Genomic DNA, 13,151 nt, shown 5'->3' with positions numbered 1-13,151 from the left:
GAAAAGAATATATAAAGATGAGAAAATTAGCTATTGTTTTAAAAAAGAATTTATATTATGATAATCAACAAATTTATTTCGTTATAACGATGAAAAAGGACTAGTACATGTTCAATCTTTTTAGCAGAGAGAGAATCCGTCAGGCTGAAAGATTCTTAAAAAGGCGATATGGAACCTACCTTTGCGTTCTGCATATGCAGCGGGAATTTCCCGTTATCAAAAAGAGAGCATGCGCAATTTTTGCGCATGAATCAGGGTGGTAACGCCGGCAAAGCTCGGTCCCTATTTAGGGACACGGGCTTTTTTGTATTTTCAAAAGGAGGAAGACTGACTATGGCAAAAGAACAAGTACAAGCGATTACGAAGATGGAAGAGGACTTTGCACAGTGGTACACAGATATTGTAAAAAAAGCAGAACTTGTTGATTATTCAAGTGTAAAAGGATGTATGATTCTACGCCCGTACGGTTATGCCTTATGGGAAAATATGCAGAAAGTTATGGATGAGAAGTTAAAAGCAACTGGTCATGAAAATGTGTATATGCCAATGTTTATTCCAGAAAGTTTATTGCAAAAAGAGAAGGATCATGTAGAAGGATTTGCTCCTGAAGTAGCATGGGTGACACATGGTGGGGATGAAAAGTTAGCGGAGAGACTTTGTGTACGCCCTACATCTGAAACTTTATTTTGTGAGCATTTTTCAAAAATTGTGCAATCCTATAATGATTTGCCAAAGTTATATAATCAGTGGTGTTCAGTAGTTCGTTGGGAGAAAACAACGAGACCATTCCTTCGTACAACGGAATTCTTATGGCAAGAGGGTCATACAATTCATGAAACAGCAGAAGAATCGCAAGCTGAAACGTTACATATTTTAAATCTATATGCTTCTTTCTGTGAAGATTACTTAGCGATACCAGTAATTAAAGGGCAAAAAACAGAAAAAGAAAAGTTTGCAGGAGCAAAGGCAACTTATACGATCGAAAGTTTAATGCATGATGGGAAAGCACTTCAAACAGGAACATCCCATAACTTTGGAACGAATTTCTCTGAAGCATTTGATATTAAATTTTTAGATCGCAACGGTAAGTGGCAATATGTACACCAAACATCTTGGGGTGTATCAACAAGAATGATAGGTGGACTTATTATGGTTCATAGCGATAATAATGGTCTTGTAATGCCTCCTAAAGTCGCACCAGTACAAGTTGTTATTGTGCCGATTGCTCAGCATAAAGAAGGAGTTTTAGCGAAAGCAACAGAGTTACAAGAACATATTCAAAAGGTTGCACGAGTAAAAATAGATGCTAGTAATAAAACACCAGGCTGGAAATTTAATGAGTATGAAATGAAGGGCATTCCAATTCGATTAGAAGTTGGTCCTAAAGATATTGAAAAGAATCAAGTTGTACTTGTTAGAAGAGATACGAAAGAAAAAGAATTTATATCAATGGATCAATTGGAAAAACGTATTCCAGCACTACTTGAGGAAATTCATAATTCTTTATTTAATAAGGCAAAAGTATTCCGCGATGAGAATACGTATAGTGCGACGAATTTCGAAGAGATGAAAAAAGTAGCTGATGAAAAGCAAGGATTTATTAAGGCAATGTGGTGCGGAGAATTAGCTTGTGAAGAGAAGCTAAAAGAAGAAGTTGGAGTATCTTCTCGCTGTATGCCTTTTGAGCAAGAGCATTTAGCTGACCAATGTATTTATTGTGGTAAAGAAGCTAAACAAATGGTGTATTGGGGAAAAGCGTATTAATGCTTTTTTGATAGATGATAAAAAGGACTTTGGGCTGCATAATAAAATGCAATCCAAAGTCCTTTTTAGTTTTGCAATTTGTTTCATGTATGTTTTAGATGGAAGGATGTGTTTTTATTTTGCGTTTTTACGGCGAATAAATAGTAACATACCGATTAGGAATGTTGAAAGTCCCATTAAAATAGATGCAGGATAATGCGTTGCCGTATTAGGTAACTTATCGCCTTCTTTTTTCACATTATCTTTTACATTCCCACCTTGGGATCCGTTGCCACCTTGAGAACTGCTATCGCTTTTAATGCGGTTGCCGCCTTGTGAGCCATTCCCACCTTGAGAACTGCTATCGCCTTTAACACGTTTACCACCTTGAGAACCGTTATCACCAGAACCGCTGCCACCAGAACCGTTACCACCGGAACCGTTGCCGCCGGAGCCATTGCCACCAGAACCACTGCCACCGGAACCGTTGCCGCCGGAGCCATTGCCACCAGAATCACTGCCACCAGAGCCACTGCCGCCAGAACCGTTGCCACCAGAGCCACTGCCACCAGAGCCACTGCCGCCAGAACCGTTGCCATCAGAACCGCTACCGCCGGAGCCATTGCCACCAGAACCACTGCCGCCAGAACCGTTGCCATCAGAACCGTTACCGCCAGAACCATTGCCGCCAGAACCGTTACCACCAGAACCATTGCCGCCAGAACCGTTACCACCGGAACCATTGCCACCAGAACCATTGCCACCGGAACCATTGCCACCGGAACCATTGCCACCAGAACCGTTACCACCGGAACCATTGCCATCAGAACCGTTACCACCGGAACCATTGCCATCAGAACCGTTGCCACCAGAACCGTTACCACCAGAATCGTTACCGCCGGAGCCATTGCCACCAGAACCACTGCCATCAGAACCACTGCCATCAGAACCGTTGCCACCAGAACCATTACCACCGGAACCATTACCACCAGAACCACTGCCATCAGAACCGTTACCACCGGAACCATTGCCACCAGAACCACTATCGTCCTGAGAACCACTGTTTCCTGGTGGCTTATTATTATCTTTTGAGTTGCCTTCTGCTAAATGATCGTTATTTTGTACAATTGCGTTTGCTGCTGGAGAGAAGTTTTCCGTTGCTGCATTACCGATATTTAAACCGCTAAAAAAAGATAAAGAGAGTGTTGATGCTAAAATGAAGATTTTCGTCATTGTTTTCCTCCTAAGAAATTAATATTCCATCTAAAATACATCCCTTTGTAATATTTCTTAGGGAAAAGAGTTTTATGCAAAAAAAACTATATATAGAAAAAGGTGGTGTGTTTTTGAAGAGAGAAAAGAGTTAATGTAAACTCTTTATCCCGCTATTTGACGGGTAGTAAGATCCCCACCTGAAAATTCAGCGAAAGCAAAGAATTTAGGTGGGGGATGAACAAAACCCCACTGATTAAAGTTTCACTTTATAAATAGTGGAGCAGTGAGAATTTTACACTCATTACAGTAGAGGAAGTGACAGCAGATGAAAGAATATATTGCATTTGATATTGGTGGTACACAAATTAAATATGGAATTGTTTCAGAAACAGGGACAGTACTAAAGCATAAAACAGTTCCAACAGAAATTCATTTGGGTGGGGAACAAATCATTCAAAAACTTATTCTTCTATCCCGAAAATTAATGAATGAACATACGATTTCGGGAATTGGCATTAGTACTGCGGGAATTGTTAATATTCATAAAGGGGTTGTAACGGGAGGGGCGGAGCATATTCCAACCTACGCGACTATTCCTATTATTGATAGATTGCAAGGGGGATTACAAGTTCCTGTATCCGTTGAAAATGATGTGAATTGTGCAGCTTTGGGTGAGAAGTGGAAAGGTATTGGAAACGGAAAAAGAAATTTTATTATGCTTACTCTTGGAACTGGTATTGGAGGAGCGATATTTATAGATGGAGAGTTATACAGAGGACATTCTTTTAGTGCTGGTGAATGGGGAAATATGTTAATAGAAGGAAAGCAGTTTGAAGAGGTCGCTTCCATTTCAGGGTTAATTCGTCTTGTACGAAAATATAAAGGTGAAAGTGATTGGAATGGAAAAACGATTTTCGAACTGTATGATAAAGGAGATAGAGAAGTTACGCAAGCAGTTGAGGTTTTCTTTAAACATTTAGCGATTGGAATTAGTAACCTTGCTTATATTTTTAATCCAGAAATGATTGTTATAGGTGGAGGAATTACTGGTAGGGGAAATCAGTTCTTAAAAGAAGTAAAAAGAGAAGTAGAAAAATATTTAAATAAAGAGATTTATAATAATTGTGAGATTGAACTTGCACAAAACGGAAATTGTGCAGGAATGGTTGGTGCTATTTACCACTTCTTACATTAGCATAAATAAGTTATATGAATGTTTTCATATAACTGAGAATTTATACTTTTTATCACTAGGTAAATAATGCTACAATATAAGGGAAGAATACAATATTTTCCGATTTGGAAAATGCTTTGTAGAAAGGAAGAAACTTCATGCCTATTATTTTAGAAAAAGGTCAAAAGATCGATTTAACGAAAGGACAACCAAAAGTAGCAAAACTACAGGTTGGCTTAGGCTGGGATCCAATTGGACAATCAGGTGGGTTTCTGTCTTCATTATTTGGAAGTAAACCAAGTGTAGATTGTGATGCATCTGTTGTTATGTTAGAAGGGGATCGCTTTTTAAACAAAAACGATTTAGTTTACTTCGGAAACAAACTTTCTACTTGTGGTAGTATTATTCATTCAGGAGATAATTTAACAGGTGAAGGCGCTGGTGACGACGAAACAATTTTCGTAGAATTACATAAAGTTCCGAGCCGTATTAATCGTTTAGTATTCGTTGTAAATATTTATGACTGTGTAAATCGTCGTCAAGATTTCGGGATGATTCGTAATGCATATATTCGTATTCAAAACCCGCAAACTGGTGAAGAATTAGCACGCTATAATTTATCGGATAATTATGCTGGCAAAACGACTCTAATTGCAGGTGAAATGTATCGCCACGGAAGTGAATGGAAGTTTTCAGCTGTTGGAGAAGGCACACAAGATAAAAACTTAAGTGAGATTGTATCACGTTATCAATAAAATAAACCGAGGAGGAATTGAATATGGCATCAATTTCATTGAAAAAAGGACAAAAGGTAGACTTAACAAAAACAAATCCAGGTCTTTCAAAAGTTCTTGTAGGACTTGGTTGGGATACGAATCGTTATGACGGACAAAACGATTTCGATTTAGATGTTAGTATTTTCTTAGTAGGTGCTAACGGTAAAGTTTCAGGTGCAGAGGATTTCGTCTTCTATAATAATCCAAAAGGTGCGAATGGTGCTGTCGAGCATTTAGGAGATAACCGAACTGGCGAAGGTGAAGGCGATGACGAATCGATTAAAGTAGATTTAAAAAATGTACCTGCACATATCGAGCGTATTTGTTTCTCAATCACAATTTACGATGGAGAAGGTCGTAGCCAAAACTTCGGACAAGTTTCTAACTCTTTCGTACGTATTTTAGATGAGGAAAAGAATGCAGAGTTAATTCGTTACGATTTAGGAGAAGATTTCTCTATTGAAACAGCTGTTGTAGTAGGGGAATTATACCGTCATGCAGGTGACTGGAAGTTCAATGCAATCGGAAGTGGGTTCCAGGGCGGATTAGCGTCTCTATGTAATAATTTCGGTTTAGATGTAGAGTAATAGATTTTATATATCCATCGGTGAAACATATGTTTACTGATGGGTATATTTTTTAAGATATAAAATATAGAGGTGAATGTAAATGGTTATTCAATTGCAAAAAGGACAGAAGATTGATTTAGGTAAGACAAGCCCTGGCTTAACAAAAGCAGTAATTGGTCTTGGATGGGATATTAAATCTTATGACGGTGGATCAGATTTCGATTTAGATGCATCAGCATTCCTATTAGATGCGAATGGAAAATGTACGAAGGAAACTGATTTTATTTTCTATAATAATTTACAGTCTCCTTGTGAATCTGTTCTACATACAGGAGATAACCGCACAGGTGAAGGTGAAGGCGATGATGAACAACTTGTTGTAGACTTGAAGAAAGTTCCGGCAGATGTGCACAGAATTGCTATTACAGTTACAATTTATGATGGAGAAGGCCGTAATCAAAACTTTGGACAAGTTGGAAACGCATTCGTTCGTTTAGCAAATGAAGAAACGAATGAAGAAGTTCTTCGTTTTGATTTAGGGGAAGATTTCTCCATCGAAACAGCAGTTGTCTTTTGTGAATTATACCGTCATAATGGACAGTGGAAGTTTAATGCAGTAGGAAGCGGTTTCCAAGGTGGATTAGGTGCGCTTGTAAGAGCGTATGGCTTGGATGCATAAGAAGGGAAACGATATTCGTTTCCTTTTTTTGACCTTTCTATAAATCTAGCAAAGAATAGGGGATAAAGGTAAGATGAGTATTTTGCAAGGAATCCTTGATACGTATGCTCAGTTTTTCGACTTGGACATGTGGATTAGAGTGTTGCAAGATCCAGTATCTTGGGGATTAATAGGTACACTTGTTGTACTTGAAGGGTTGTTATCTGCTGATAACGCACTTGTATTAGCGGTAATGGTAAAGCACCTTCCGGAAGAAAAGCGTAAAAAAGCATTATTCTATGGACTTATTGGAGCTTATGTATTCCGTTTTATTGCGATTGGAATTGGAATGTTCTTAATTAAATTAGCGTGGGTAAAAGTGTTAGGTGCACTTTACTTAGCTTGGCTTTCGGTTAAATACTTCATTGATAAAAGAAAAGGTAACGCAGAAGAAGAGGAAGCTCATGGTATGAACCAAAACAGTATTCTCTTCAGAATGTTTGGTGTCTTTTGGGGAACAGTTGCGATGGTGGAATTAATGGATATCGCGTTCTCTGTAGATAGCGTACTTGCTGCATTTGGTGTATCAAATCAAGTTTGGATTCTATTATTAGGCGGAATGCTTGGTATTTTAATGATGCGCGGTATCGCTGGCGTATTCTTAAAATTGTTAGAGCGTATTCCAGAACTTGAAACGACAGCATATATTTTAATCTTAATTATTGCAGCAAAAATGTTATTGTCTGTTATTCATATTGAAGTAAGCCATACGCTATTCTTTATTATTTTAGTTGTAGCATTTGGAGCAACGTTTATACTTCACTACATGAAGAATTCTGGACAAGCTAAAGAAGAAGTTGCAGCTACTAAAAATAATCATAAATAATTGAAATGGGTTTGCTCGTTATGCGAGCGCCCATTTTTTATAACTAAAAATAGTTTATAATAGAAGAGAGACTTTATAAAAAAAGTAAATGTTTTTGGAGGTGAACTGTTGTGTTTTCACGTTTTACACTTCAACCATGTGCATTAAAAGACGAATCAGATTTAAAGCAATTTGAAGCGCTTTTAGAAAAACGCCCACAATATGAACTGACAGAGAATGAGATGAAGTTTAGTTATATAGCAACTCGTATTCTTGGTGTTCCTAATGATGTAGATGAATATTTCAATGAGCTATTTGATTATAGTGAAGTAAAAGGGATTGTGGTTTTGCATGAACAAAATTTAAATAAGGTGATTGATCCCGAAAAACTGCGCCATATCCAAGAGGTTTTTACATTACATCAAGAAGCACCGAATGGCCTTACAGTAAATAGGCTTGTCGCCCATCTGTCTGGAAAACAACTATTACCACAAGTAGACAATCCTGACTTACAGCATTATATACATACGACGTTTATTTCTGTATTGAAATTGTATGAAAAACAACATAACCAATCATTAAAAACAGAAGGATTCCGTCGTTTCTTAATCGATATGATTAAGTTAAGTGACAATTACGTAGCGAAGTGGTTCTCTACGATTAATTATAAGAAACAAATGCCACGCATCATTTGGTACGGTGATGCACAGGAAAGCCGTATATATTTCTTATACTTTCTTATTATGCTCGGTTGCGATGTACTTTATTATCACCCAGAAGGAAAAGATGGATTTGAGAATGTTGATGAGGAAGGAAGAAGTTTTGTTGTGTCTTATCCAAGTCGGATTTCTCTTGAACCATTTCCAGATCGCCGCCGTGAGCGAGTTGCGACAGTAGCGTATCAGGCTTCAAAAGAAATTGAACAAGTACTTCACCACGATAACTCACTGCTGTACAAGCCATGGCAATTTCGTTCCTATACGCCTGTAGCTCGTACGCTCAAAACAACGTATGATGAACTCTTTTTAATTACGAAAGAAAAGGCATTTGTGCGTCCAACATTCTTTGTTGAAAATAAACACATTTATATCCCTTCTTTATTTGCGAAAATATCAGGTGTCTCAAAAAATGATAAAGAATATTTTCAGCGATTAAAGGCTGTTACATCGTTTGATAACAGTTTATTAATTAATACATTCCCGTTTACGAAAGAACAAAAAGCGAATTTCCAATATCATTACCGAGATGCGTTAGACCGCGGGGGGAAATTACACCCTGATTTAATTATGAACAGTCATTGGTGGCCACATAAACGTTTGCCAGAAGGATTGCAACATGGTATTGCAGAGGCGATCATCCATACGTGCGAAAGTGAAATGTGTAAACCCATTGCGAAAGAGACGAAACAAGATGTAGCACTGTATGTTTTCGCACAGCTTTCTCAAATACCACCGAACATTTTAGAGCAACTTGAGAAATTTGATTACTCGCAAGAAGTACCTAAAATTGTTATATTTAATAATGAGAAGAGCGGAGAATTAAGCCGTTCGGATGCTGTTTTATTACTATTTTTAAATCAAATAGGAGTAGATGTATTCCACTTCAATCCAACGGGACGAAATGATATTGAACCGTATATTGATGCAACAGCATTTGATTCGCATTGGCTTGAAGAAGTTAATTTCGATCTTGAGTTTCATAGTTCATCAGCCTATAAAAATTTATCACAAACAATAAAAGGACTATTTCGTCCATTTTTATAAGGAAAGGGAGAATACCATATGAATAACCCAGTCGTACTAGATTCGAAAACAGAATTAAATGAGCAAACAGCACAAGATGTTCGCTTACAACTTAGACAAGATGCAGATGTGCAACGTATTTATAATTCGGTAGATATTAAAGATCAATTAGAATTAATTGAACTTGGAAAAGAACCATCTATGGAAATTTCACGTTTCGCTGATCAAATTTTACATACAATGTCTTTATCAAAAATAGAAGACTCTGGAGAATTATTAAAACAGCTTGGTAAAATTATGGATAGATTCGATAGCAAAGACTTTGCGGAAGAGAAAAGCGGTTTCTTCTCACGTATGTTCAAAAAAGCTGATAAAATGATTGAACAAATCTTTAGTAAGTACCAAACAATGGGTCGCGAAATGGATAAAGTATACGTAGAAATTACAAAGTATCAAGATGAAATGAAAAAATCAATCGGTACGTTAGATGGTTTATATGAGCAAAATTTAAAATATTATTTAGACTTAGAAAAGTATGTAGTAGCAGGGGAAATGTTATTAGAGCGTTTAAATACAGAGTTGGTTCCAATGTACGAAGAACGTGTGCGTAACAATGACCAATTAGCAGGTATTGAATTAGAATCACTGAAAAACTCTGTTGAAATTTTAGAGCAGCGTATTGATGATTTAGAAAAAGCACGTATGGTTGCGCTACTTACAGCACCACAAATTCGTATGGTTCAACGTGGTAATAATAAATTAATTGGTAAAATCAATACAGCATTTATTACAACGATTCCTATCTTTAAAAATGGTATTATTCAAGCGGTAAATGCGAAACGTCAAAAGCTTGTTGCAGATTCTATGGCTGAACTTGATCGCCGCACAAATGAATTACTTAAGAAGAATGCACAAAATATCGCAACGCAAAGTGTGGAAGTAGCGAGATTATCAGGTTCTTCTAGTATTAAGATGGAAACACTTGAGGAAACTTGGAACATTATTTCAAGAGGTATGCAAGAAACACAACAAATTGAAGAGCAAAATAAACGTGAGCGTGAGGAAAGCCGCAAGCGTATGGCTACGTTAACAGAGAACATAAAAAAAGAATTACAAGGATAAAGTGAAACTTTAATCGGCGGGGGACATCTCCCACAAATAGTGAAATAGGTGAAAAGGCAATGAGGAATAATCCTCATTGCCTTTTAGTTTCTCTTTACTAATTTAATGATCTCATTCACAACAAGTGGAATAATACTTAATAAGAGAACAAATCCCCAATCTCGCATCGTTAATGCATGTACACCGAATATATTTGCAAGAGGTGGGATGGAGATAATACAAACTTGCATAAGAACACCGATAAGAAGGGAGAAGACTAAATATTTATTTGTAAAAATCCCAATTGAAAAAATGGATTTCGTTCTTGAACGCAAGTTAAATGAATGAACGAGCTGAGAAAAACTAAGAACGACAAATGCCATTGTTTGAGCGTGTAATAGAGCATCTTCATCAATTTTCTCTGGGAAAAGAGGAAATAAATTTGTATCTCCGGTATAGAATTTTGCCCCGATGATAAAGGCTGTTAGCGTTAAAAGTCCAATGACAGCCCCATTGAAAATAAGAAAAGGAACGCTACCACTAAATAAGCTTTCTTTCGCATGTCGTGGTTTTTCTTTCATCACATCTGGATCTTCAGGATCAACCCCAAGTGATAATGCAGGTAGTGTATCTGTAATCAAATTGACCCACAAAATGTGAATAGGGCGTAGTGGTGTTGCCCAGCCGAGTAAAATCGCTAAAAATAAAGCGATAATTTCTCCAAAGTTACAAGAGAGTAAGAAGAGAATTGATTTTTTTATGTTACGATAAATATTTCGACCTTCCTCAACAGCTTTCACGATAGATGAGAAATTATCATCTGTTAACACTACATCCGCTGCTCCTTTTGCAACGTCTGTTCCTGTAATGCCCATCGCTACGCCAACATCAGCCTGCTTTAAAGATGGAGCATCATTGACACCATCACCAGTCATAGAAACGATATTTCCTTTTGCACGTAATGCTTTTACGATTTTTACTTTATGCTCTGGAGAGACTCTGGCGAATACATTTAAGTGATTAATTTTATTTGCTAGTTCTGTATCTGGAATGTTATCTAATTCAGTTCCAATCATAATTTCAGATATTTCTTTGGCAATACCAAGTTCTTTGGCAATTGCAAAGGCGGTATCTTTATGATCACCAGTAATCATAACTGTGCGAATACCTGCTTTTTTACATTCTGTAATGGAATCTTTTACTTCAGTTCGCGGTGGATCGATCATACCGACAAGACCAATAAAGATGAGGTTTTCTTCAAGATGATCTATATCCACATCGTTTGAATTGTATTGTTTAAATGCGAATGAAAGTACTCTTAAAGCCTCTTGAGACATTGACCCGGCAGTTTCTAATATTTGATTTTTATCAGCATCTGTTAGAACCTCGATCTTACCGTTTTTAAATATGTGGGTACATCGAGGTAAGAGTTTATCAATGGCACCTTTCGTCATGCTACAGTAGCTTTCATCGTATGTATGAACGGTTGACATCATTTTACGATCCGAATCGAAAGGCAGTTCGTTAACGCGTTCATGTATCTTTTCTAAATGATCTTTTTGCATATTAAAAGTGTTTCCGGCAACAAGAAGGGCGATTTCTGTAGGGTCCCCTGTTTGTGAGTCGGAACCGTAAGAAGCATCGTTGCATAGCACCATATTTTCTAACAATAGACGTTGTACATCATTATTTACATTTAAGTTTTCTAAGTGGTCGTATGTGTTATCACTATAAAAGTGAGTAACGGTCATTTTATTTTGCGTTAACGTACCTGTTTTATCTGAACAAATAATTGTGACAGAACCGAGAGCTTCAACAGCTGGTAGTTTACGAATGATAACATTTTGTTTAATCATTCGCTGCACACCAATTGCAAGAACGATGGAAACGATAGCTGGCAAGCCTTCTGGAATAGCTGCAACGGCTAAACTAATAGCAGTCATAAACATTTCTAACGTATCTCGTCCCTGTAAAAAACCGATGATAAACATAATGACGCAAATAGATACAGCGACAAAGCCTAAATACTTTCCGACTTGTGCTAAGCTCTTTTGAAGTGGTGTCATATCATCGTCTGCTTCATGTAAGAGGGTAGCGATCTTACCAATTTGTGAGTTCATTCCAGTTTCAACAGCGACACCGACTCCGCGTCCGTATGTTACTAGCGTTGACATAAAGGCCATGTTTTTTTGATCACCCAGTGGTACTTGCTCATCACTTTGCATAGAAGGATGGTAGATTGCATCTTTATCAACAGGGACAGATTCACCAGTTAGAGCAGATTCTTCAACTTTCAAATTTGCGGTTTCGATAAGCCGTAAATCACATGGGATATAACGTCCTGCATCCAGCATGACAATATCACCTGGAACGACTTGTTCAGATGGGATTTCTTTTAGTTCACCATTTCGCTTGACGATAGCTTTAGGTGTCGCCATCTTTTTCAATGCCTCTAAAGCTTGTTCTGCTTTTGATTCTTGGACGACACCGATAACAGCGTTTAAAACTACAACGAGCGCGATAATACTTGCATCAGCCCATTCACCTACAAAGGCAGAAATAAGGGCAGCAATAATAAGGACATATACGAGGACGTCATTAATTTGGGCGAAAATACGCTGCCATAACGTGCGTTTTTGTTTTGTAGCTAATTCATTGGAGCCGTATTGCTTTAAACGTTCACTTACAATTTCATCTGTTAAACCGTGTTGTTCGTTTGTTTCTAGGTCGATTAATGTTTGATCTTTCGTCTTACTGTACCAATTGCTCATAAGTAAGCACCTCCAGTAAAAACAGTTAGCAATGGTAGTGTTGCTATTATTTGTGAGTAGTATGTATGGAGAAAAAATCTAAGGTGAGGTTCTACTTCTATTGTACAATATTTTACAGTTAGTTGAAGGGAAGAGAAGAGTTGTCATGAATTTGTTGGAAATAAAAAGAAGCCTCATATAACGAGGCTTTTTTTACTTTTTAATTAATGTACCTAATTCTTCTGTAATAGCTTGCATTTCACTGATGCTGAATGTTTCACGTTTCATAACATGCTCATAAATGTCACGTAAGTCTTCGTACATTTCTTCATTAAAGCTAGCAGCTCTCATCGCTCCCGCATTAACCATACGTAATTTTTCTTTAATAGCTTCGACCATATATTCAACGTTTTCTTCTGACTTTACGGATAAATCCACCGAAGTGTCCCCCTTTAAAATAACATAAGGATATCTTAACATTTTTTATCATTTTCGTTAATGAATCTTTTCAATCCTATTAAATTAGTAGGGATTTCCTTTATAATTAATAATTGGTTG

At 37.3% G+C, this 13,151-nt stretch carries 11 protein-coding genes and 1 other annotated feature; of the genes, 8 read left to right on the top strand and 3 right to left on the bottom strand.

Annotation, left to right across the window (positions count from 1 at the left end; translation table 11 throughout):
* The first annotated feature begins 80 nt into the window (after positions 1-80).
* Positions 81-287: a binding site (T-box leader), on the top strand.
* 46 nt (positions 288-333) lie between these two features.
* Entirely contained in the window at positions 334-1,764 is a 1,431-nt protein-coding gene (proS, locus tag ILT06_RS27485) for a proline--tRNA ligase (protein ID WP_064477234.1), read from the top strand.
* 114 nt (positions 1,765-1,878) lie between these two features.
* Here proS and ILT06_RS27480 read toward each other — a convergent pair whose 3' ends face one another.
* A complete protein-coding gene (locus ILT06_RS27480; protein WP_222655677.1) occupies positions 1,879-2,976 on the bottom strand; it encodes an LPXTG cell wall anchor domain-containing protein in 1,098 nt (365 codons plus the stop codon).
* A gap of 307 nt (positions 2,977-3,283) precedes the next feature.
* Here ILT06_RS27480 and ILT06_RS27475 point away from each other — a divergent pair, with 307 nt between their 5' ends.
* The 7 genes from ILT06_RS27475 (at position 3,284) to ILT06_RS27445 (ending at position 9,864) form a co-directional block, all read left to right on the top strand.
* Complete coding sequence (locus tag ILT06_RS27475) at positions 3,284-4,153, top strand: ROK family protein (RefSeq protein WP_222655676.1); 870 nt, start codon at positions 3,284-3,286, stop codon at positions 4,151-4,153.
* A 137-nt stretch (positions 4,154-4,290) separates the two neighbouring features.
* Entirely contained in the window at positions 4,291-4,887 is a 597-nt protein-coding gene (locus ILT06_RS27470) for a TerD family protein (protein ID WP_064477237.1), read from the top strand.
* 23 nt (positions 4,888-4,910) lie between these two features.
* Complete coding sequence (locus ILT06_RS27465; RefSeq protein ID WP_000146727.1) at positions 4,911-5,495, top strand: TerD family protein; 585 nt, start codon at positions 4,911-4,913, stop codon at positions 5,493-5,495.
* 82 nt (positions 5,496-5,577) lie between these two features.
* A complete protein-coding gene (locus ILT06_RS27460; RefSeq protein WP_048559725.1) occupies positions 5,578-6,156 on the top strand; it encodes a TerD family protein in 579 nt (192 codons plus the stop codon).
* Positions 6,157-6,229: 73 nt separating this feature from the next.
* Complete coding sequence (locus ILT06_RS27455; protein WP_064477238.1) at positions 6,230-7,021, top strand: TerC family protein; 792 nt, start codon at positions 6,230-6,232, stop codon at positions 7,019-7,021.
* A 110-nt stretch (positions 7,022-7,131) separates the two neighbouring features.
* A complete protein-coding gene (locus tag ILT06_RS27450; RefSeq protein WP_098110754.1) occupies positions 7,132-8,763 on the top strand; it encodes a YceG family protein in 1,632 nt (543 codons plus the stop codon).
* A gap of 18 nt (positions 8,764-8,781) precedes the next feature.
* Entirely contained in the window at positions 8,782-9,864 is a 1,083-nt protein-coding gene (locus ILT06_RS27445) for a toxic anion resistance protein (protein WP_001064414.1), read from the top strand.
* 83 nt (positions 9,865-9,947) lie between these two features.
* On the opposite strand, the gene ILT06_RS27440 is transcribed toward ILT06_RS27445, so the two are convergent.
* Positions 9,948-12,614, bottom strand: a complete 2,667-nt coding sequence (locus ILT06_RS27440) for a cation-translocating P-type ATPase (protein WP_064477240.1) — start codon at positions 12,612-12,614, stop codon at positions 9,948-9,950.
* A gap of 192 nt (positions 12,615-12,806) precedes the next feature.
* Positions 12,807-13,031, bottom strand: coding sequence for a DUF1128 domain-containing protein (locus ILT06_RS27435; RefSeq protein WP_000366197.1), 225 nt, complete (start codon positions 13,029-13,031; stop codon positions 12,807-12,809).
* Between the last annotated feature and the right edge of the window lie 120 nt (positions 13,032-13,151).

Source organism: Bacillus sp. 17RED48 (assembly GCF_019837545.1).
GTDB classification, from domain to species: domain Bacteria; phylum Bacillota; class Bacilli; order Bacillales; family Bacillaceae_G; genus Bacillus_A; species Bacillus_A wiedmannii.
This window is presented reverse-complemented; position numbering and strand designations above follow the sequence as displayed.

Coding starts and splice junctions, on each gene's coding strand:
- ILT06_RS27440 (WP_064477240.1), bottom strand. CDS start 12,614: ATGAGCAATTGGTACAGTAAGACGAAAGATCAAACATTAATCGACCTA.
- ILT06_RS27475 (WP_222655676.1), top strand. CDS start 3,284: ATGAAAGAATATATTGCATTTGATATTGGTGGTACACAAATTAAATAT.
- ILT06_RS27460 (WP_048559725.1), top strand. CDS start 5,578: ATGGTTATTCAATTGCAAAAAGGACAGAAGATTGATTTAGGTAAGACA.
- ILT06_RS27455 (WP_064477238.1), top strand. CDS start 6,230: ATGAGTATTTTGCAAGGAATCCTTGATACGTATGCTCAGTTTTTCGAC.
- ILT06_RS27445 (WP_001064414.1), top strand. CDS start 8,782: ATGAATAACCCAGTCGTACTAGATTCGAAAACAGAATTAAATGAGCAA.
- ILT06_RS27465 (WP_000146727.1), top strand. CDS start 4,911: ATGGCATCAATTTCATTGAAAAAAGGACAAAAGGTAGACTTAACAAAA.
- ILT06_RS27480 (WP_222655677.1), bottom strand. CDS start 2,976: ATGACGAAAATCTTCATTTTAGCATCAACACTCTCTTTATCTTTTTTT.
- proS (WP_064477234.1), top strand. CDS start 334: ATGGCAAAAGAACAAGTACAAGCGATTACGAAGATGGAAGAGGACTTT.
- ILT06_RS27470 (WP_064477237.1), top strand. CDS start 4,291: ATGCCTATTATTTTAGAAAAAGGTCAAAAGATCGATTTAACGAAAGGA.